16 protein-coding genes are annotated in these 20,545 nt (G+C 61.2%); 13 read left to right on the forward strand and 3 right to left on the reverse strand.

Annotated elements, in window-relative coordinates:
• Window positions 1-35: 35 nt before the first annotated feature.
• From JHW44_RS16580 to purU, 9 genes are all read left to right on the forward strand, one after another.
• Window positions 36-842 (forward strand): taurine ABC transporter ATP-binding protein, encoded by an 807-nt coding sequence (locus tag JHW44_RS16580; RefSeq protein ID WP_089346208.1) that lies wholly within the window; start codon window positions 36-38, stop codon window positions 840-842.
• A complete protein-coding gene (locus JHW44_RS16585; protein WP_089346209.1) occupies window positions 839-2,065 on the forward strand; it encodes an ABC transporter permease in 1,227 nt (408 codons plus the stop codon). Before JHW44_RS16580 ends, JHW44_RS16585 begins: the two co-directional genes overlap by 4 nt.
• 41 nt (window positions 2,066-2,106) lie before the next feature.
• Window positions 2,107-2,460, forward strand: a complete 354-nt coding sequence (locus tag JHW44_RS16590; RefSeq protein ID WP_089346167.1) for a cupin domain-containing protein — start codon at window positions 2,107-2,109, stop codon at window positions 2,458-2,460.
• 325 nt (window positions 2,461-2,785) lie between these two features.
• Entirely contained in the window at window positions 2,786-5,227 is a 2,442-nt protein-coding gene (locus JHW44_RS16595; RefSeq protein WP_089346169.1) for a GcvT family protein, read from the forward strand.
• A gap of 15 nt (window positions 5,228-5,242) precedes the next feature.
• On the forward strand, window positions 5,243-7,687 hold the full coding sequence (locus tag JHW44_RS16600; protein ID WP_089346170.1) for a GcvT family protein: 2,445 nt from the start codon (window positions 5,243-5,245) through the stop codon (window positions 7,685-7,687).
• A 52-nt stretch (window positions 7,688-7,739) separates the two neighbouring features.
• On the forward strand, window positions 7,740-8,492 hold the full coding sequence (locus JHW44_RS16605; RefSeq protein ID WP_089346171.1) for an electron transfer flavoprotein subunit beta/FixA family protein: 753 nt from the start codon (window positions 7,740-7,742) through the stop codon (window positions 8,490-8,492).
• Window positions 8,492-9,412, forward strand: a complete 921-nt coding sequence (locus JHW44_RS16610) for an electron transfer flavoprotein subunit alpha/FixB family protein (protein ID WP_089346172.1) — start codon at window positions 8,492-8,494, stop codon at window positions 9,410-9,412. The genes JHW44_RS16605 and JHW44_RS16610 overlap by 1 nt, the downstream gene beginning before the upstream one ends.
• A gap of 3 nt (window positions 9,413-9,415) precedes the next feature.
• Entirely contained in the window at window positions 9,416-10,321 is a 906-nt protein-coding gene (folD, locus tag JHW44_RS16615; RefSeq protein ID WP_089346173.1) for a bifunctional methylenetetrahydrofolate dehydrogenase/methenyltetrahydrofolate cyclohydrolase FolD, read from the forward strand.
• On the forward strand, window positions 10,318-11,202 hold the full coding sequence (purU, locus tag JHW44_RS16620) for a formyltetrahydrofolate deformylase (protein ID WP_272850350.1): 885 nt from the start codon (window positions 10,318-10,320) through the stop codon (window positions 11,200-11,202). The genes folD and purU overlap by 4 nt, the downstream gene beginning before the upstream one ends.
• A gap of 175 nt (window positions 11,203-11,377) precedes the next feature.
• Here purU and xsc read toward each other — a convergent pair whose 3' ends face one another.
• The gene (gene xsc / locus JHW44_RS16625) at window positions 11,378-13,159 is read right to left on the reverse strand and encodes a sulfoacetaldehyde acetyltransferase (protein ID WP_089346050.1); all 1,782 of its coding nucleotides are present in this window, start codon (window positions 13,157-13,159) and stop codon (window positions 11,378-11,380) included.
• 36 nt (window positions 13,160-13,195) lie between these two features.
• Entirely contained in the window at window positions 13,196-14,836 is a 1,641-nt protein-coding gene (locus JHW44_RS16630) for a GMC family oxidoreductase (protein WP_089346055.1), read from the reverse strand.
• Between the two features lie 67 nt (window positions 14,837-14,903).
• Here JHW44_RS16630 and JHW44_RS16635 point away from each other — a divergent pair, with 67 nt between their 5' ends.
• Genes JHW44_RS16635 through JHW44_RS16650 form a run of 4 tightly spaced genes read left to right on the forward strand, consistent with a single transcriptional unit; the run spans window position 14,904 to window position 19,037 of the window.
• Window positions 14,904-16,142 (forward strand): TRAP transporter substrate-binding protein, encoded by a 1,239-nt coding sequence (locus tag JHW44_RS16635; protein WP_245847468.1) that lies wholly within the window; start codon window positions 14,904-14,906, stop codon window positions 16,140-16,142.
• Window positions 16,143-16,196: 54 nt separating this feature from the next.
• Window positions 16,197-16,865 (forward strand): TRAP transporter small permease, encoded by a 669-nt coding sequence (locus JHW44_RS16640; protein WP_089346054.1) that lies wholly within the window; start codon window positions 16,197-16,199, stop codon window positions 16,863-16,865.
• Window positions 16,866-16,874: 9 nt separating this feature from the next.
• Window positions 16,875-18,233, forward strand: a complete 1,359-nt coding sequence (locus tag JHW44_RS16645) for a TRAP transporter large permease (protein WP_089346057.1) — start codon at window positions 16,875-16,877, stop codon at window positions 18,231-18,233.
• 15 nt (window positions 18,234-18,248) lie between these two features.
• Window positions 18,249-19,037, forward strand: coding sequence for an IclR family transcriptional regulator (locus tag JHW44_RS16650; RefSeq protein WP_089346053.1), 789 nt, complete (start codon window positions 18,249-18,251; stop codon window positions 19,035-19,037).
• Between the two features lie 14 nt (window positions 19,038-19,051).
• Here JHW44_RS16650 and pdxR read toward each other — a convergent pair whose 3' ends face one another.
• The gene (gene pdxR / locus JHW44_RS16655; protein WP_089346056.1) at window positions 19,052-20,527 is read right to left on the reverse strand and encodes a MocR-like pyridoxine biosynthesis transcription factor PdxR; all 1,476 of its coding nucleotides are present in this window, start codon (window positions 20,525-20,527) and stop codon (window positions 19,052-19,054) included.
• Between the last annotated feature and the right edge of the window lie 18 nt (window positions 20,528-20,545).

Here is a 20,545-nt window from a genome sequence, read left to right on the forward strand (position 1 = left end):
TTCCGTTTCTGCCATGGCAAAAAGGAGATGGCCCCATGTCCGGCCTGATGCTGAAGAATATCTCGATGCGTTTTGATCTTGCCAACGGCTCGCATGTGCAGGCGTTGCAGGATGTCTCGCTGGATCTGAAACCCGGGCAGCTCTTGTCGGTGCTTGGGCCTTCGGGCTGCGGGAAATCGACGCTTCTGAACATCATCGCGGGTTTTCTGGCGCCCACGGGCGGCCAGATCACGCTGAACGGCCATGCGGTGACCGGGCCGGATGCCGAACGCGGCGTGGTGTTCCAGAAGGGCGCGCTGTTTGAATGGATGAACGTTCGGGACAATGTGTCCTTCGGGCCGCGCATGGCGGGCCAGCGCGAGGCCGAATATGGCGCCCATGTCGATCACCTGATCGAAGTGGTGGGTCTGCAGGATTTCCGTGAAAAGGCGATCTACGAGCTGTCGGGCGGGATGCAGCAGCGCGTCGCGCTGGCGCGCTGTCTGGCCAATGATCCCGATGTCATCCTGATGGACGAGCCCCTGGGCGCGCTGGATGCGCTGACGCGGGAAAAGATGCAGGCGATGGTGCTGAACCTGTGGAAGGAGACCGGCAAGACGGTGATCCTGATCACCCATTCGGTCGAAGAGGCCCTGCTTCTGGGCGAGCGTCTGATCGTCATGGCCCCGCGTCCGGGGCGTATCTACAAGGAATATCACCTTCCCTTTGCGGATCAGGGCGTTGGCAATGACCTGCGCGAGATCAAGAAGCTGCCGGAATTCGGCGCCCGGCGCGAAGAGATCCTGTCGATGATCTGGAACATGGAAGAGGAAATCATGGGTCGTCAGGGGGCAGCGGCATGACCGGTTTTGCAATTCTTCTGGTCTATGCGGGCCTGTTTGCGGGCTCGGCCCTTGTGGTCGGGCTGATCCGTCGCGCCCATGGCCGGCGCAATGACTTCACCAGCCTGAAGACCGTGACCTTCGGGGATGAAAGCGCGATCCGTCCGGACCGGGCGGCCTCGATCATCTCGATCCTGGTGGTGTTCCTGCTGTGGGGGGCGTTCACGGGGTCGAAGCTGGTGCCCTTCCACGTGCCGGGGCCGTTTCTGGGGGAAACCTCGTTCAGCTATGAGGCGCGGACCGACAGCGGTCAGATGCAATCGGGCAGGGTGGTCGTCTATGCCGGTGTCGAGGCCCCGGCCGAGCCTGCGGGTGATGGCGCCGTGGTGGCCAGCGTGCCGCGCGGGCGCGATCAGCTGATCCGTCTTCCCGAGGGGGCGCAGGCGGTCTCGGTGGACGGGCGTGAGATCACGCCGGGCGAGACGCTGGATGTGGCCCATGGCACGGTCTCGATGACGGGCAAGGGCACGCTGAGCTTCTCGGCGGACAAGGGCCTGCAGATGGAACCGATCTGGCTGCCCTCGCCCGAGGCGGTGGCGGGCCGCTTTGTCGAGATCGCCAAGTCGGGTTATCAGAACTTTACCCTGTGGGAGCATCTGGGGGCCTCGCTGATGCGGGTTCTGGCGGGTTTTGCGCTGGGATCTCTGGTGGGCATCCCGCTTGGCTATGCGATGGGCCTGTCGGGCTGGTTCCGGGGCTGGTTCGATCCGATCGTCGAGTTCATGCGGCCGGTGCCGCCGCTTGCGCTGATCCCGCTGGTGATCATCTGGTTCGGGATCTGGGAGACGGGCAAGGTTGTGCTGCTGTTCCTTGCGGCGCTGTGGGTGATGACGATCGCGGCGCGAGCCGGCGTGTCGGGGGTGAATATCACCAAGGTGCATGCGGCCTATTCCCTGGGGGCGTCGAAATGGCAATTGCTGCGCCATGTGATCCTGCCCAATTCCCTGCCCGAGATCTTTACCGGGGCGCGTGTGGCCATGGGCGTCTGCTGGGGCACGGTGGTCGCGGCGGAACTGGTGGCCGCGCAGATGGGCGCGGGCATGATGATCATCGCCGCCTCCAAGTTCCAGCTCACCGATATCGTCCTCATGGGAATCATCCTCATCGGAATCATCGGATACGGTATCGACGTCCTCATGAGACTCGCAGAGCGAAAACTCGTCCCGTGGAAAGGACAAAGCTGACGCTGTGCCGCGGCATCCGACATCATGTCCAAGGAGCAAGAATGGATATCATTGATTTTTCCGACGAACCGCTGGAGAGCAGCCAGCGCCGTCTTGCCGATCTTCCTGACCGCGTCGTCGAAGGCGACCCGCAACACCAGACCGAGCTGCATTTCCGCAGTCCGGACGGGGCGTTGATCGCGGGAACCTGGACCTCGACCCCGGGAAAATGGCATGCCTTCACGGATCGTGACGAGTTTTGCCACATCATTTCGGGACGCTGTGCCTTGATTTCCAGTGACGGCAAGCGACGCGAGTTCGTGGCCGGTCAGTCCTTTCTGATCCCCAATGGTTTCAGGGGCTATTGGGAGATCATCGAAACGACGACAAAGCACTTCGTCATCCGCGAACATTGAGCCTTTGCTGCACCGCGCGGCCTCTGGCGACGGAAATCCGTGTTTCCTCCGCCCCGATTTTTTCCGGGGCGGAGGTTTTGCGTTCGCGATCTGACACCGGCAGATGGCGATTCAGATAAAATGAAAAAAATGGCAAAAATTTCATTGCCAGATTGTGAAGAATCGGTCACTATTTTCATATGCGATGAAAGGTCAGACCTGCAGGCGCAACAAGGCAAGGGTAGCATGCCAATGGCAGAGAACGACTCTATCGCTGCTTTTTATCCCCTTCACGACCCCGCCATGGCGGTTCGGGTCATCTCTTCCCCTTTTATGAGGTCTTGAAATGGTTCTTCCTTCTACGGCGCGCGTGGTCATCATTGGTGGCGGGGTGGTGGGCGTTTCGGCGCTGTATCATCTGGCCAAGGCTGGCTGGAGCGATTGCCTCCTGCTTGAAAAGAACGAACTGACGGCGGGCTCGACCTGGCATGCGGCAGGAAACTGTCCGAACTTTGCGGCAAACTACAGCGTCATGAACATGCAGCGCTACGGGTTGGCGCTGTATCGCAAGCTGGCGGAAGAGGTGAATTATCCAATCAACTATCACGTGACCGGCGCGATCCGTCTGGCCCACAGCCACAAACGCATGATGGAATTCGAACGCGTGCGGGGCATGGCGGCCCATATGGGGCTGACCATGGACATGTGCACGCCCGAGGAACTCCAGCAACATTTTCCCTTCATGGAGACCCATGATCTGGAAGGCGGTCTGTGGGATCCGCTGGATGGCGATATCGATCCCAGCCAGGTGACTCAGGCTCTGGCAAAAGGGGCACGGGCCCATGGGAGAACGATCGCGCGTTTTACCCCGGCAACTGGCGTCAGCCGCAAGGATGGCGAATGGGTCGTGCATACCGAAAAGGGCGATATCCGCTGCGAATATGTGGTGAATGCGGCGGGCTATTACGCCGCGCGGGTGGGCGAATGGTTCCTGCCTCATGGCGGCCGCGAAGTGCCGCTGACCGTGATGAGCCACCAGTATTTCCTGACCGAAGCCATCCCCGAGGTTGCCGCATGGACAAAGGAACACGGTCGCAAGCTGCCGATGCTGCGCGATGTGGACAGTTCATATTACCTGCGGCAGGACACGCATTCGCTGAACCTCGGGCCATATGAACTCAATTGCCAGGCCGCCTGGGTCACGGAAAACGACCAGATGCCCGAGGACTTCAGCTTCCAGCTGTATCCCGACGATCTGGATCGGCTGGAATGGTATATCGAGGATGCCATGGCGCGGGTGCCGCTGTTGGGCACGCAGGGAGTTCAGCGCAATATCAACGGCCCGATCCCCTACGCCCCTGACGGCTTGCCGATGATCGGCCCGATGCCGGGCGTGCCAAATGCCTTCGAGGCACACAGCTTTACCTTCGGCATCGCGCAGGGCGGCGGCGCCGGCAAGGTGTTGTCGGAATGGATCATGCATGGCCATACCGAATGGGACATGTGGTCGGTCGATCCGCGCCGCTTCACCGGCTATGCCGATGCGTCTTATTCGCTTGGCAAGGCGCTGGAAACCTATGGGCACGAATATGCGATGCATTTCCCGCATCACGAATGGCCGGCCGAGCGCAACCGCCGGCTGTCGCCCAACCATGACCGACTGGTCGCGGATGGCGGGCAGATGGGCGCCTATAACGGCTGGGAACGCGCGAACTGGTTTGCCCGGCCCGGCGACGACACCTCGGAAGAGGCAACGCTGACCTGGGACCGCAATGGCCCATGGGAGCCGCGCATCAAGGCCGAGGTCGAGGCCGTGCGCGACGGGGTCGGGGTGATCGATCTCTGCGGGTTCTCGCGCTTTGATCTGCAGGGGGACGGCGCGGCCGAATTCCTGCGCGGGCTGATCGCGGGCGGATTGCCGAAGGTCGGGCGGATGAACCTGATCTATTTCCCCGATGATCGCGGTCGCGTGCTGACAGAGATGTCATGTATCCGCCATGGCGACGACAGCTTTACCCTGATGACTGCCGCCGTGGCGCAATGGCATGATTTCGACATGCTGTCGCAAAAGCTGCCCGAAGGCGTGAACTTGACGGATCGCACCGAGGAGGTGACCTCGATGCTGGTGACCGGGCCAAAGTCGCGTGATCTGCTGGCGGGCCTCTCGGATGCGGATCTGTCGCTTGGCTGGCTGAGCCATCAGAATGCCACCGTGGCTGGCAAACCCGCGCTGCTGGCGCGTGTCTCCTTTGCCGGTGAACTGGGGTGGGAGGTTCACGCCGATCCGGCCGAGGCCGCCCATATCTACGATGCGATCCGTGATGCAGGGGCTGTGCCCTTTGGCATGTATGCGCTGAACTCGATGCGGATCGAAAAGGGCTATCTGACCTGGAAGGGTGATCTGTCCAGCGACTACAGCCTGCTGGAAACCGGTCTGGACCGCTTTGTCCGCCTGGACAAGCCGCAGGACTTCCCGGGCAAGGCCGCCCTTCAGGCCGAGGCCAAGAAAGGCCCCTCACGCAGGTTGTGCACCTTGATCGCGCAGCCCGGCCAGCAGGACGCTCCCTATATGGCTGCGGTCTTCGCCGATGGCAAACGCGCAGGCGAGGTTCTGTCTGCGGCCTATGGCTATCGCGTTGATGCTGCCATTGTCATGGCGATGCTTGATGTGAATGCCGCAACGCCGGGAACCGAGGTCGAAATTGAAGTTTACGGTCAGCGGGTGACTGCGACCGTCCAGGAAACGGCGTGCCTCTGGGACGCTGACAACAGCCGCATCCGCGCATAAACAAGGAAGAATGACATGGCTTTGCCCCCCAAGAAAGCACGCGTCGTCATTGTCGGTGGTGGGGTGATCGGGTGTTCGGTCGCCTATCACCTGACAAAACTGGGTTGGACCGATGTCGTGCTGCTGGAACGCAAGCAACTGACCTCGGGCACAACATGGCATGCGGCAGGGTTGATCGCACAGCTTCGCGCCTCTCAGAACATGACGCGCCTGGCGAAATACAGTCAGGAGCTTTACGGCAGCCTGGAAGAGGAAACCGGTGTGGCTACGGGATTTCGCCGCAATGGCTCGATCACCGTGGCGCTGTCGGATGAGCGCAGCGAAGAGATTCTGCGGCAGGCCTCGATGGCGCGCGCCTTCGGTGTCGAGGTCGAAGAGATCAGCCCGAGCGAACTGCTGTCGCGCTATCCGCATGTGAATATCGAGGGCGTGAAGACGGCGGTCTATCTGGACAAGGACGGGCAGGGGGACCCGGCCAATATCGCGCTGGCCATGGCCAAGGGCGCAAGACAGCGCGGTGCCAAGGTGCTGGAACGCACCAAGGTCACGGGTTTCCAGCTCGAAGGCCGCCGCATCACCGGCGTGTCCTGGCAGACCGATGAGGCCGAGGGCACCATTGCCTGCGATCACGTGGTGAACTGTTCGGGCATGTGGGGCCATGAGGTCGGCCGCCAGATGGGCATCAATGTGCCGCTGCATGCCTGCGAGCATTTCTACATCGTCACCGATGCCGTTCCCGACCTGCAGCAATTGCCGGTCCTGCGTGTCCCCGAGGAATGCGCCTATTACAAGGAAGACGCGGGCAAGATCCTGCTGGGTGCCTTTGAGCCGGTGGCAAAGCCATGGGCGATGAAGGGCATCCCCGAGGATTTCGAATTCGATCAGCTGCCCGAGGATTTCGACCATTTCGAGCCGATCCTTGAAATGGCCGTCAACCGACTGCCGATCCTTGCGGAAACCGGCATCCACACTTTCTTCAACGGGCCTGAAAGTTTCACGCCAGATGATGCCTATCACCTTGGCCTTGCGCCCGAGATGGACAATGTCTGGGTTGCGGCGGGTTTCAACTCGATCGGCATCCAGTCGGCCGGTGGCGCGGGGATGGCGCTGGCGTCATGGATGGATACCGGCGAAAAACCCTTTGATCTGGGCGATGTCGATATCGCGCGGATGCAACCTTTCCAGGGCAACAAGACCTATCTCTTCGAACGGTCCAAGGAAACGCTGGGGCTTCTCTATGCCGATCACTTCCCTTATCGGCAAAAGGCCACGGCGCGCGGGATTCGCCGTTCTCCCCTGCATGAGGCCCTGAAGGCCGAAGGTGCCGTCATGGGTGAACTGGCCGGATGGGAGCGCGCCAACTGGTTCGCAGATCCGGGTCAGAAGGCGGAATATGAATATTCCTGGAAACGCCAGAACTGGTTCGACAATGCTGCGCGCGAACACAAGGCGATCCGCGAGAATGTCGGCATCTATGACATGTCTTCCTTTGGCAAGATCAGGGTCGAAGGCCCGGATGCCGAGGACTTCCTGAACTACATTTCCGGCAGTGACCTGTCCGTGCCGGTGGGCAAGATCGTCTATAGCCAGTTCCTGAACGCCTCGGCGGGGATCGAGGCCGATGTGACCATCAACCGGCTGTCGGAAACCGCCTATCTGGTGGTGACGCCCGCTGCGACCCGGCAGGCCGATCAGGCCTGGATGCGCCGCCATATTGGTGATCGCCGTGTCACCTTGACCGACATGACTGCCGCCGAAGCGGTGATCTGTGTCATGGGTCCGCAATCGCGGGCGTTGCTTCAGCGCGTGTCGCCCAACGACTTCTCGAATGCCGTGAATCCCTTTGGTACATGGCAGGATATCGAAATCGGCATGGCCGTCGCCCGCGCCCATCGCGTGACCTATGTCGGAGAGCTTGGCTGGGAGATCTATGTTTCCACCGATATGGCTGCCCATGTCTTCGAGGTTCTGCGCGAAGCCGGACGCGAGATGGACGCCAAGCTTTGCGGTCTGCACATGATGGACAGCTGCAGGCTGGAAAAGGGCTTTCGCCACTTCGGGCATGACATCTCGGCCGAGGATCACATCCTTGAGGCCGGACTGGGCTTTGCCCTGAAGAAGAACGACAAGGATTACATCGGTCGCGACGCCGTGCTGCGCAAACGCGAGGCAGGTCTGCAGACCCGACTGGTGCAATTCATGCTGACCGATCCCGAACCGCTGCTGTATCATGCCGAACCGATCCTGCGCGATGGCCGGATTGTCGGCTATCTCAGCTCGGGCGGATACGGGCATCATCTGGGGGCGGCATTGGGGATGGGCTATGTGCCCTGTGCCGGTGAAAGCGTGCAGGATCTGCTGGCCTCGGAATATCAGATCGAAGTCGCCGGGCGCAGGATCGCGGCCGAAGCCTCGTTGAAACCCTTCTATGACCCGAAATCCGAACTGGTGAAGTTGTGAGCCAGCCGCAAAGGCCAATCGGGAATTTCCAAGCGAAAGGAATGCTGTGACCATGAAGATATTGGTCCCCGTCAAACGCGTCATTGATTACAACGTGAAGGTCAAGGTCCGGGCCGATGGTTCCGGCGTGGATCTGGCGAATGTCAAGATGTCGATGAACCCCTTTGACGAAATTTCGGTCGAGGCCGCGATCCGGTTGAAAGAGGCCGGAACAGCCTCGGAGATTGTCGTCGTATCGGTGGGCGACAAGAAATCGGTCGAAACCCTGCGCACCGCGCTGGCCATGGGGGCCGACCGCGGCATCCTGGTCGAAGCTGCCGAAGCCACCGAGGTCGAGCCTCTGGCCGTGGCCAAGATCCTCAAAGCGGTGATTGACGAGGAACAGCCGCAGCTGGTCATCGCCGGCAAGCAGGCCATCGACAATGACATGAACGCGACCGGCCAGATGCTGGCGGCGCTGCTGGGTTGGGGTCAGGCGACCTTTGCCTCGGAAATGGAGGTCAAGGACGGCAAGGCGCTGGTCACGCGCGAGGTTGACGGCGGTTTGCAAAAGATCGAGGTATCCTTGCCCGCCATTGTCACCACCGATCTGCGTCTGAACGAGCCGCGCTATGCCAGCCTGCCCAATATCATGAAGGCCAAGAAAAAACCTGTCGCGGAAAAGACGGCGGCGGACTATGGGGTCGATACAGCCCCGCGTCTGAAGGTGGTCGCGACCGAGGAACCCCCCGCCCGTGCCGCAGGGGTCAGGGTTGGCTCGGTCGGTGAACTTGTCGAGAAACTCAAGGAAACGGGGGTGGTTTGATGTCCATTCTTCTGATTGCCGAGGTTGCTGGGGGCGCACTGGCGCTGGATGCAACGGCCAAGGCCGCGACGGCAGCGGCGAAACTGGGTTCGGTCACGGCGCTGGTCTGCGGACCCGCCGCCGCCGCACAGGCCGCGGCAGAGATCGCCGGTATCGACAGGGTGCTGGTCTGCGAGGATGCAGCCGTCGCCAATGGCCTGGCGGAAAATGTCGCGGCCCTGGTGCTGCAACAGGCACAGGGCGTGACCCATATCGTCGCCCCGGCGACCAATTCCGGCAGGAACGTGCTGCCCCGCGTGGCGGCGCTGCTGGATGCGATGGTGATCACGGATGTCACGGAAATCCTTGATGCACAGACCTTCAAGCGCCCGATCTATGCCGGCAACGCCATCCAGACGGTGCAATCCACGGATGCGGTCAAGATCCTGTCGGTGCGCACGGCGGCCTTCGAGCCTGCCGCTTCCGGCAATGCCGCACCGGTCGAACAGGTGACGCTGGCCGATCCGCTGGCCCTGTCGAGCCATGTCGAGGATATGGTCGTCAAGAGCGACCGGCCCGAACTGGCTTCGGCCGAGGTGGTCGTCTCGGGTGGACGCGGTGTCGGCTCGCAAGAGGATTTCGCGCTGATCAACGGGCTGGCCGACAAGCTGGGTGCCGCCGTCGGTGCCTCGCGCGCGGCGGTCGATTCCGGCTATGCGCCCAATGACTATCAGGTCGGGCAGACCGGCAAGGTGGTGGCGCCCAATCTCTATGTGGCGGTTGGCATTTCCGGCGCGATCCAGCATCTGGCAGGCATGAAGGACAGCAAGATCATCGTCGCCATCAACAAGGACGAAGAAGCCCCGATCTTCCAGGTCGCCGATTACGGACTTGTCGCGGATCTGTTCGATGCCGTGCCCGAACTGACAGGGACACTGTAACCGATGACCGCCGAGTTGATCGACGGCAAGGCCTATGCAGAGACGGTTCGCGCCCGTGTGCGCGACCGCGTTGCCGCATTGCACGCCGATACCGGTTTGACGCCGGGGCTGGCGGTGGTGCTGGTCGGGCAGGATCCGGCCTCCGAGGTCTATGTCCGTTCCAAGGGACGTCAGGCGGTTGATGCGGGGATGAAATCCTTCGAACATCGTCTGCCTGCCGACACTGCGGAAGCCGAGCTTCTGGACCTGATAGCCCGGCTGAATGACGATCCGCATGTGCATGGCATCCTGGTGCAATTGCCGCTGCCGCCACATCTGGATGCCCGTGCCGTCATCAACGCGATTTCACCCACCAAGGATGTGGACGGGTTCCATATCTCTAACGTGGGGATGGTGGGGACCGGGCAGGATGCAATCGTGCCCTGCACCCCACTTGGCTGCATGATCATGCTGCGCCAGTATCATGACGATTTCCGGGGCAAGACCGCGCTGGTGATCGGCCATTCCAATATCGTCGGCAAACCGATGGCGCGATTGCTGCTGAATGCCGATTGCACGGTGATGATCGCGCATAAATCCTCGACCAATATCCCCGAACTGGCGCGTCTGGCCGATATCATTGTGGTGGCGGCCGGGGTGCCGGGACTGGTGCGGGCGGAATGGATCAAGCCCGGCGCGACCGTCATCGATGTCGGCATCAACCGCATCCAGCGCGCTGGCAAGCCGGCTTTGGTCGGCGATGTCGATTTCGACAATGTGCGCAAGGTCGCCGGGGCGATCACGCCGGTTCCCGGTGGCGTCGGCCCGATGACCATCGCCTGCCTGCTGGTCAATACGCTCAGCGCCTTTTGCCACCAGCACGACCTGCCCGATCTGCCGCTTCTTCTTGATGAACAGGATCCCTCATGACCACATACTGCCTAACTGTCACCTGCCCCTCGCAACGCGGGATCGTGGCCGCGATTTCCTCTTTTCTGGCCGATCATGGCTGCAATATCACCGACAGCAGCCAGTTCGACGATCAGGAAACCGGGCAATTCTTCATGCGCGTCAGCTTCGTGCTGGAAGAAGAGACCGATCTGGCCAGCCTGTCGCAGGCATTTGAAGCCGTTTCGGCGAAATTCGCGATGACCTTCCAGTTCCATGACGAGGCCCGCAAGATGCGCGTGGTGATCATGGTCAGCCGTTTCGGGCATTGCCTGAACGACCTGCTGTACCGGGTTAAGATCGGTGCGCTGCCGGTGGAAATCGTCGCGGTGATTTCCAACCATATGGATTACCAGAAGGTGGTGGTGAATGCCGATATTCCCTTCCACTGCATCAAGGTGACCAAGGAAAACAAGCCCCAGGCAGAGGCCGCGATCATGAAGGTGGTCGAGGATACAGAGGCCGAGCTGATCGTTCTGGCACGCTACATGCAGATCCTCTCGGATGAGATGTGCCAGAAGATGTCGGGCCGGATCATCAATATCCACCATTCCTTCCTGCCCAGCTTCAAGGGCGCCAATCCCTACAAGCAGGCCTATGAGCGCGGTGTGAAGCTGATCGGCGCGACAAGCCACTACGTGACCGCCGACCTGGACGAAGGCCCGATCATCGAACAGGACATCGTGCGTGTGACCCATGCCCAGAGCGCCTCGGATTACGTCAGTCTTGGCCGTGATGTCGAAAGCCAGGTGCTGGCGCGTGCCATCCACGCCCATGCCCATCATCGCGTGTTCCTGAACGGCAACAAGACCGTTGTCTTCCCGGCCTCGCCCGGGTCCTTCTCCAGCGAGCGGATGGGATAACGGCACCTCTCAGGGCGCTGAGAAATCGACACAATGAAGTTCAGCGCCGACCGTCAGCTTCGGCGCTGAACTCTGTTCTGGTCTGTCCGACATGACAGGCATCGCGGCGATGCTTGTCATGTTTGAACTCCTTTGGGTTGGCCCGGCGGGCTGTTTCCGCCGGGCCTCTTCATGATCAGGCTGCGCCCTTCTGGGGGCGCATGTCGGCGGGGTCGATGCCAGCGACGACGACGGGTTTCTTCATTGCGTCGCGACGGAAGGGCTCGCCCAGCTCCTGGTTCAGCAGCACCTCGATGAAGGTGGTCTGGCCTTCCTTCATCTGGCGTTCGACTGCCTCATGCAGGGCATGGGTCAGCTCTTCGGCGCCACGCACCTGCACGCCATTCACGCCGCAGGCCCTGGCGATGCCGGCATAGGAGGTGTCGCGGTCCAGTTCGGTGCCCACGAAGTTGTTGTCATACCACAAGGTCGTGTTGCGCTTTTCCGCACCCCATTGATAGTTGCGGAAGATCACCATGGTGATGGCGGGCCAGTCGTCGCGGCCGCAGGCGGTCATCTCGTTCATCGAGATCCCGAAGGCCCCGTCGCCGGCAAAGCCGATCACCGGCGTGTCGGGATTGCCGATCTTGGCACCCAGAATGGCCGGGAAGCCATAGCCGCAGGGACCGAACAGGCCCGGGGCCAGATATTTCCGGCCGGCCTCGAAGCTGGGATAGGCATTGCCGATGGCGCAGTTGTTGCCGATGTCGCTGCTGACGATGGCCTCTTTCGGGACCGCCTGCATGATGGCGCGCCAGGCCTGACGGGGCGACATCAGATCCTTGTCACGCTCGCGCGCGCCGGCATTCCATTCGGTGCCGGGATCGTCATCCTCGTGATCCAGACTGGACAGTTCCTGCGCCCAACGCGATTTGGTCTGGGCGACCAGATCGCGGCGTTCCTGACGACCGTCATCTCCGGCCGTCGGGGCCAGTTGCGACATGATCCCGCGCGCGACCTTGGCGGCATCGCCCTGAATGCCGACGGTGACCTTCTTGGTCAGGCCGATGCGGTCGGCATTGATATCGACCTGGATGATCTTGGCGTCCTTGGGCCAATAGTCGATCCCATAGCCGGGCAGGGTCGAGAAGGGGTTCAGCCGGGTGCCAAGGGCCAGCACCACATCGGCCTTGGCGATGATCTCCATGCCGGCCTTGCTGCCGTTGTATCCCAGCGGGCCCATGGCCAGCGGGTGGCTGCCGGGGAAGCTGTCATTGTGCTGATAGTTCGAGCAGACCGGCGCATCCAGACGCTCGGCCAGCTTGACCAGATCGGGAATGGCGCCCGAGAGGACCACGCCCGCGCCCGAGAGGATCACCGGGAACTTGGCTTCCGACAGCAGCTTGGCGGCCTCGGAGACGGCGGTCTCGCCCCCCGCGGGACGTTCGAAGCTGACCACCTGGGGCAGTTCGACATCGATGACCTGGGTCCACATGTCGCGCGGAATGTTCATCTGCGCGGGGGCGCTGTTGCGCCAGGCCTGCATGATCACCCGGTTCAGCACCTCGGGGATGCGCGAGGGATCGCGGACCTCTTCCTGATAGCAGACGCAATCGGCAAACAGCCGCATCTGCTCCATTTCCTGGAAACCGCCCTGGCCGATGGTCTTGTTGGCCGCCTGCGGCGTGACCAGCAGCAGCGGCGTATGGTTCCAATAGGCGGTCTTGACCGGCGTCACGAAACCGGTCACGCCCGGTCCGTTCTGCGCGATCGCCATCGACATCTTGCCCGTCGAACGCGTGAAACCATCCGCCATCAGACCGGCATTGGTCTCATGCGCGCAGTCCCAGAACTGGATCCCCGCCTTCGGAAAAAGATCGCTGACCGGCATCATCGCCGAGCCAATGATCCCAAAGGCATGCTCAATCCCGTGCATCTGCAAAACCTTCACAAATGCTTCTTCAGTCGTCATCTTCATGGGCTGTTCCTCTCTCCCGTAAATTTTGCGCTGCCTTCAGGCTCCGCGCCTGCGATCTTCGCGCAGCAGATCGGCGGCCTTCTCGCCGATCATGATCGCAGGGGCGTTGGTATTGCCCGAGACGATCTCGGGCATGATCGAGCAGTCGGCGACCCGCAGGCCGCGGACGCCCTTGACGCGCAGACGCTCGTCCAGAACCGGCCCCATCGCAGCGGTGCCGGTTGGATGAAAGATCGTGCCGGCCGAATTTCGCACCCAATCCAGCAGCGAGGCATCGTCATCGGCCTCGGGGCCCGGGCGCATTTCGCCGGTGATCTTGCCGGCCAGAGGGCGTTCCTTGGCGATTCTCCGGGCGATCTTGACGCCTTCAACGATGGTCTGACAGTCGGTTTCCGTGGCCAGGTAATTCGGGTGAATCGCCGGATAGACGGTGGGATCCGAGGATTTCAGGCGAATGCGGCCACGGCTTTCCGGACGCAGTTGGCAGACCGACATGGTGAAGGCCGAAAAGGGGTGGACGCCTTCGGTGGGGCTGTCGGCAGACCAGGGCTGCACATGGAACTGGATATCGGGGGTTGCGACCCGATCATTGGTGCGCATGAAACCCGTGGCAAGGCTGGCGGCCATGCTCATCGGACCCGAGCGGAACATTGCGTATTTCAGCGCGATCCGGGCCTGTTGCCACAGCTTGCGGACCTCGTCATTCAGGGTCGGTTCGTTGCAGGTATAGACCAGCCGGGCCTGAAGATGGTCCTGCAGACCCTGTCCCACGCCGGGCAGATCGGCGACGACGGGAATGCCATGTTCCGCCAGATGCGCGGCCTCGCCAATGCCTGAAAGCATCAGGATCTGCGGGCTGCCGATGGCCCCCGCAGACAGGATCACTTCGCCCCGCACGTTGATTTTCTGCAGTTTTCCCGAACGGTCAGTATATTCGACGGCCACGGCACGGCCATTCTCGATCACCACGCGACGGGTGGCCGCGCGGGTGATGATGCGCAGATTCGGACGTTTGCGAATCGGGTGGATATAGGCCACCGCGGCGGAACAACGGCGGCCCTTGCGGGTGGTCAGCTGGAAATAGCCGACGCCTTCCTGCGTGGCGCCATTGTAATCGGGGTTATAGGGATAGCCTGCCGCCTGTGCAGCCGAGACCCAGGCGTCGCAGATCGGCCGAGACAGGCGCATGTCCGAGACATTCAGCGGCCCGCCTGTGCCGTGATAGGGATCTTCACCGCGTTCCTGATTCTCGGCACGTTTGAACAGCGGCAACACATCTTCCCAGGACCAGCCCGAGAAGCCCATCTGTGCCCAACGGTCATAATCCTCGGGCTGTCCGCGCACGTATAGCAGGCCGTTCAGCGAGGAGGAGCCGCCCATGACCTTGCCGCGCGGCCAGTCCAGCTGTCGCCCGTTCAGCCCGGGATCCGGTTCGGTCCGATAGCACCAATCCACGGATGGATTGTTCATTGTCTTGAAATAGCCGACCGGAACATGAATCCACGGGTTCCAGTCCCAGGACCCGGCTTCGAGCAGGGTCACTGTCACGTCGGCATCGGCAGAAAGTCGGTTGGCGATCGCGCAGCCTGCAGAGCCGCCGCCCACGACAAGATAGTCGGTTTCCAATTCTTTCCTCCCCCAAAGATTGCAATCGAGAAGTTCACATTTCTCTTGCATTCAAAACGTAAAATGCGAAAAATGATAATGCAAGTCTCAAAAATTCATTTCTGGGGAGGGAAATGCAATGGTGGCAAGACTGGACAAGGCTGGTGCCGTATCGCGTCGCGATCTTTTGCGCGTGGCGGGACGGTTCGGGATGACCTCGACGGCAATGGCATTCGCCGGCGCGGCAGGTCTGCTGACGACCGCAGAGTTGGCGGCTGCGGCACAATCGACCTATGAAAAGCGGTTTTCGAAAAAGGCGAAATACACCTTCAAGATGGGGGCTTCGGGTTTCAACGCCCGCAATCTGCTGATCGAGCGCGCGGGCTTTCTGGAGTTCGCACGTGACCTGGAAGAACGCACCGACGGAGAAATCCGGATCGAGTTCATCGGCGACAACCAGATCTGCGGTCAGTTGGATTGCGTTGAAAAGACCCAGCTCGGCGTCGTTGAGTTCTTTGCGGCCTCGACCCAGAACTCGGCGGGTGTGGCACCCTATTACAACGTGCTGGACTTTGCCTACATGTTCCCGACGCGGGCTTCGCAGTATCATTTCCTTTACAGTCCCGAAAGCCAGCGCATCCTGCGTGATCCGCTGGAAAAACGCCATGGAATCAAGTTCCTGTTCTCGCATTGCGAGTTGCGCGGCATTCAGTTGGGGTTGAAATGGAAGGACAAGCCGCTTGTCACCAGCGTCGATGATCTGGCGGGCACGAAGAACCGCGTGACGGGCACCCAGCTTGGCCGGATCGCGATGCAGCTACTCAATCTGAACCCGGTTCCGATCGCCTGGGAGGAAACGATTGACGGGCTGAAGCAGGGACTGCTGGACGGTGCCGAGACATGGGCCTCGGCCGTGGCCTATGCCAATATGGCACCGGTGGTCAGCCAGTCGGTGGATCTGCGCTTTTTCTGCGGCACCGAACATTGCGCCATGTCGTCCAAGGTCTTCGATTCACTTGAACCACATCTGCAGGATGCGGTGATGGAATCGGCCTATCTGGCGCAGGTCCAGGCCCAGGCGGCCAATGAAGCCGCACTGATCAAGACAGTTGGCTTCTCGGACCCGCAGATGCCCGGAACCGTCTTTGCCGAAAACGGCGTGCGCTGTGCCTTCCTGTCAGATGAGGAACGCAAGAAGGCCGAAGAGATGTGTTCGCCGAAATTCAATCCCGATCCCTGGAGCAAGTGGCGCGAGCGGTTGATGCAGTGGTCCGGCGGGATCGATACCTATGAGGAAATCTATCGTATCGCGCGCGAGATCCCGGCAGATACAAAGCCCGAGGATGTCGAGGCGCGTCGCTGGTGGCGTTCGGCCTGAGCTGAACCCGCGGCGCCGGTGGAGCGGCGCCGCCATCTGGGAGGATAATCTAATATGGGAAGCTATATCGCCGATATCGGCGCGATCTTTGCCGCCTTGGCGGCAGGGGATAGCTGGGAGATCAGCAATGCGCTTGGCCAGCCGGGAAGCTGGGGGTTTGGGTTGTTGGTCATGATCCTTGGCGCGGTGTTGATCCTGTTGTTGTTCAAGGCCGCACCTGTGCTGGACAGGCATCTGGAACGCACGCTGATGGTCGTGGTCTATCTGGCCATTGCCGGCATCATCTTCGTCGAGGTGATCCGCCGCTTTGTTCTCAGCCAGCAGGAACCCTGGTCAACGACCCTGCCGCCCTATCTGTTCCTGTTGCTGACCTGGTTTGGCTGCGCCTTCAACGTCAAGCTGCGCGCACATCTGTCATTTACCGAGTTCCGCAACCGGATGCCCCGCAGCATCCAGCTGATCTGCCTGTTTCTGGACAATGTCCTGTGGCTGGGCATGGCATGGATCGTGATTACCACGACATTGCGCCTGACGGCGAATTCGGCCTCGAATTTCCAGATGCTGCTGGGCACCGATCACGTGATGATCTGGTGGTTCGTGATTCTGGTTCCTGTCGCCTTCACCATTCTGGCCGCGCGTGCACTGGAAAACATGATCGAGGACATGCGCCGCTTTCGCGAAGGTGCGCAATTGATCGCAATGCCCAAGATGGGCGACAGTTAAGAGGCCATGATGACTGATTCAACCTGGATCACATTGATTTCCCTGGGCGTCACCGGCCTGTTCATGCTGGGCGTCCCGGTCTTTCTGGTGATCGCCTATTGGGTCATAGGGTGTTCGGTCGTGCTGGGCATGACCTTTGACAATATCGGTGCTGCCCTGACCTATGCCTTTTCGAACGGCTTCGCGCTGCTGGCCATGCCGCTGTTCATCCTGACCGGCGATCTGATCAACAAGGCTGGCATTGCCCGGCGGCTGTCCGATTTCGCCTATTCCATTCTGGGCTGGCTGCGCGGTGGCCTGGCCATGGCAGCTATCGGAGCCTGCGGGTTGTTCGCGGCGATCTCGGGATCGAATTCCGCCACCACCGCCACCATCGGCTCGATGATGCATCCCGAGATGGTCAAGGGAGGCTATGACACACGCTTTGCCGCCGCCACCGCTGCGGCCGGTGGCACGGTCGGCATCATCATTCCGCCCTCGATCATCTTCATCGTATATGGCTTCCTGATGAACCTGCCGATTTCGGACCTGTTCGTCGCCGGTATCATTCCCGGCGTGATGATGGTCGTCGGCATGCAGCTGGTCTGCTGGGTGCTGTCCAAATATAATGGTTGGGGCCATATCATCCCCTTTGACATCACCCGGGTTCTGCGGACGGCATTCGGGGCCTGGTTGGGCTTTTTTGCCATCGGGCTGGTTCTGTGGGGAATCTATACGGGCAAGTTCTCACCTACCGAGGCCGCAGCGGTCACGGTCGGATTTTGCGTCATCGTCGGCGTTCTCAGCCATTGGCTGTTCCCGCTGGTCGCCTCGGGCGTGGATCAGGAAGGCCGCCCTACCAGCTATGGTGCCAGCCTGCTGGTCGAAGGGTTCCGCATTCGCGACCTGCCTTCGATCACAATGCGCTCGGCACAGATCACCGGCATTCTTGCGCCGCTGATCGGAATTTCGGTCGTGATGCAGCAAATCCTGTCGCTGCTGGGCGCGCAAGAAGCAATCGGCACCTGGGTGGCAGGGCTGGGGGGCTATTGGATCGTGCTGGCGGCCTCGATGGCGATCATCTTTGTTGCCGGAATGGTGCTGGAAAGCCTTCCCGTGACCATTATCCTGGCGCCGATCCTGGCACCTCTTGCTGCGGCAAACGGCATGGATCCGATCCATTTCGCGGTGATCTTCCTGGTCGGAGCCTCGATCGGTTTCGTGACGCCGCCCTACGGGCTGAACCTCTATGTAGCCTCCAGCGTGACCGGGGTTCCCTATATGCGGTTGCTGCGCTATGCGCTCTACTATCTTGCAGCGCTGCTGACCGTCTGGATCCTGGTTGCGGTGATGCCCCCGCTGGCGACGATCCTGCTGCCGGGACGATAGGAAAGGACGGTGCGGATGCGGACAGGAAATCCGGATGAAGAGGGCCAGGAAAATGCCGGCAAGGTGCCACAGACCAATCTGCGCCCTCTGTATATCCTGAGAACCGTGGCCGAAGCCGCCGTTCCGCTGTCGGCTGCCGATCTGGGTGCGGCCTTGGATTTGCCCAAGCCCACCATCCATCGTCTGATTCAGACATTGGAAGAGGACGGCTGGCTGATGCGCGATCTTGGCGGACGTGGCTTTGTCGCCGGGCATATGCTGCGCCGGATGTCTGCCAATACCTTCAGCGGCCCTGGCTTGCGCCGGGAGCGCATCGCCATATTGCAGCGTCTGGCCGAAGAAGTGGGTGAGACCTGCAATATCTCGATGCCCGATGGCGATGCGATGATCTATGTTGACCGGGTGGAAACGCATTGGCCACTGCGCATCCGTCTGCCGATTGGCAGCCGCGTGCCGCTGCATTGCACCTCGGCGGGCAAGACCTATCTGTCTACCCTGTCGACAGCCCAGTTCAACCGTTTGCTGCGGCGGCTGGACCTGTCGCCACGCACGCCGCGCACCATTACCTCGCCCGAGGCGCTGTCGGCGGAAATCGCCCTGACGCGCGAGCGCGGTTATGGCGCGGACAATCAGGAAATGGTGGACGGGATGATCGCATTGGCCGTGCCGATCCGGGACGATCTGGATCGCATGTTCGGGACGCTGTCCTTTCATGCGCCCGTGCAGCGGCTGCAGCCCGAGGATGCGCTGCAATATCTGCCGCTGCTGAAACAGACCGCCGCGGAACTGGCCGCGACGGTGTGAAGGCCGCGCCTGCTTCAGGCTTTTCTCTCGGCATCCCGGATGGCCTCGGCCAGCAGACCCATTCCATCGCGGATCAGATTGGCATTGATCGAGGAATAGGCGATCCGGTAGTGTGACTTGTCCGGGTTCCTGCGCGCAAAGAAAGCGTTACCCGGCTCGATCAGGACGCTCGACTTGCGCAGTTCCAGTGCAAGCTGCGTGGTGTCGACGCCCGGCGGGGCCTTCATCCACAAGGATGACCCGCCATGCATCGCCTTGCCCGCAGGTGTCAGCCCGAATTCGTTGATACATTCCTCCATGATCGCGCGGCGCTTGCCATAGACGCGCGCCATGCGGCTGAGCTGGCTGTCATAATGGCCAAGCGACAGAAAATAGGCCGTCGTGCGCTGGATATGGCTGGGAGGATGGCGCATCACGACATCGCGCAGGCGGCGCATTTCCTGGATCAGCGGCGGGGCCCCGACGACATATCCCAGCCGCAGCCCCGGAAAGATGGATTTCGAGAATGATCCCAGATAGATGACCGAGCCCGCGTGATCCAGCGATTTCAATGCGGGCGAGGGCGGATTCAGAAAGGACATCTCGAATTCATAGTCATCCTCGACAATCAGGAAGTCGTCCTGCAGGGCGCGCTCCAGCATTTCCAGCCGGCGTGGAAGTGGCATGGTCACATTGGTCGGTGCGTGATGGCTGGGTGTGGTAAAGACGACATCGGTGTCCGGTGGGATCATGTCCGGCGGCAGCCCGCCCGCATCGACATCGACCGGGGTTTCGATACAGCGCATATGGTCCAGGATCTTGCGTAATCCCGGATAGCAGGGGTTTTCCAGAATGGCTCTCTGCCCCTCGGTCAGCAGGACCTGGGCAATCATCCACAGGGCGTTCTGCGCGCCCAGAGTGATCAGGATTTCATCGGGATTGGCGCTGATACCGCGTCGGGGCAAAATCTGCCGCAGGATGAATTCGACCAGCATCGGATCGTCATTCTGGTAGTGGTCCTGCGCCAGCGTGTCGAAATCGCGCCGCCCGACCGCGCGCATCGCGCAGTTGCGCCAGTTGCCGTGGTCGAACAGGTCGGGATCCGACTGACCGTAGATGAAGGGGTATTTGTAATCGTTCCAGTTTGGCGGTCGCAGGATGTCTTCGCGCAGCGGGGTCGGGCGCGGCAACTTGCGCTGCCAGTCGACACCGCCCTGATCCCTGCGCGCCGGATCGGCAAAAATCGGGCGTGTGGGTGCGGTATCGGCCACGTAGTAGCCCGAGCGGTCGCGCGACACCAGATATTCATTCGCCACCAGTTCGGTGTAGCTGAGCGTTACCGTGATTCTGGACACGCCCAGATGTTCGGCCAGGCGGCGCGTCGAAGGCATTTTCTCGCCCGGCGCGCAGCGGCCCGAGACGATGGCCTCGGCCACGACCTGCTGGATCTGCTGTTGCAGCGTCGCGTCGCTTCGAGCAGGCAAAAGAAACACTTCAGGAGGGATCGCCACGTCAGAACCTGCCAACTC

The sequence above is a fragment of the Paracoccus seriniphilus genome (assembly GCF_028553745.1).
Classification (GTDB): Bacteria; Pseudomonadota; Alphaproteobacteria; order Rhodobacterales; family Rhodobacteraceae; genus Paracoccus; species Paracoccus seriniphilus.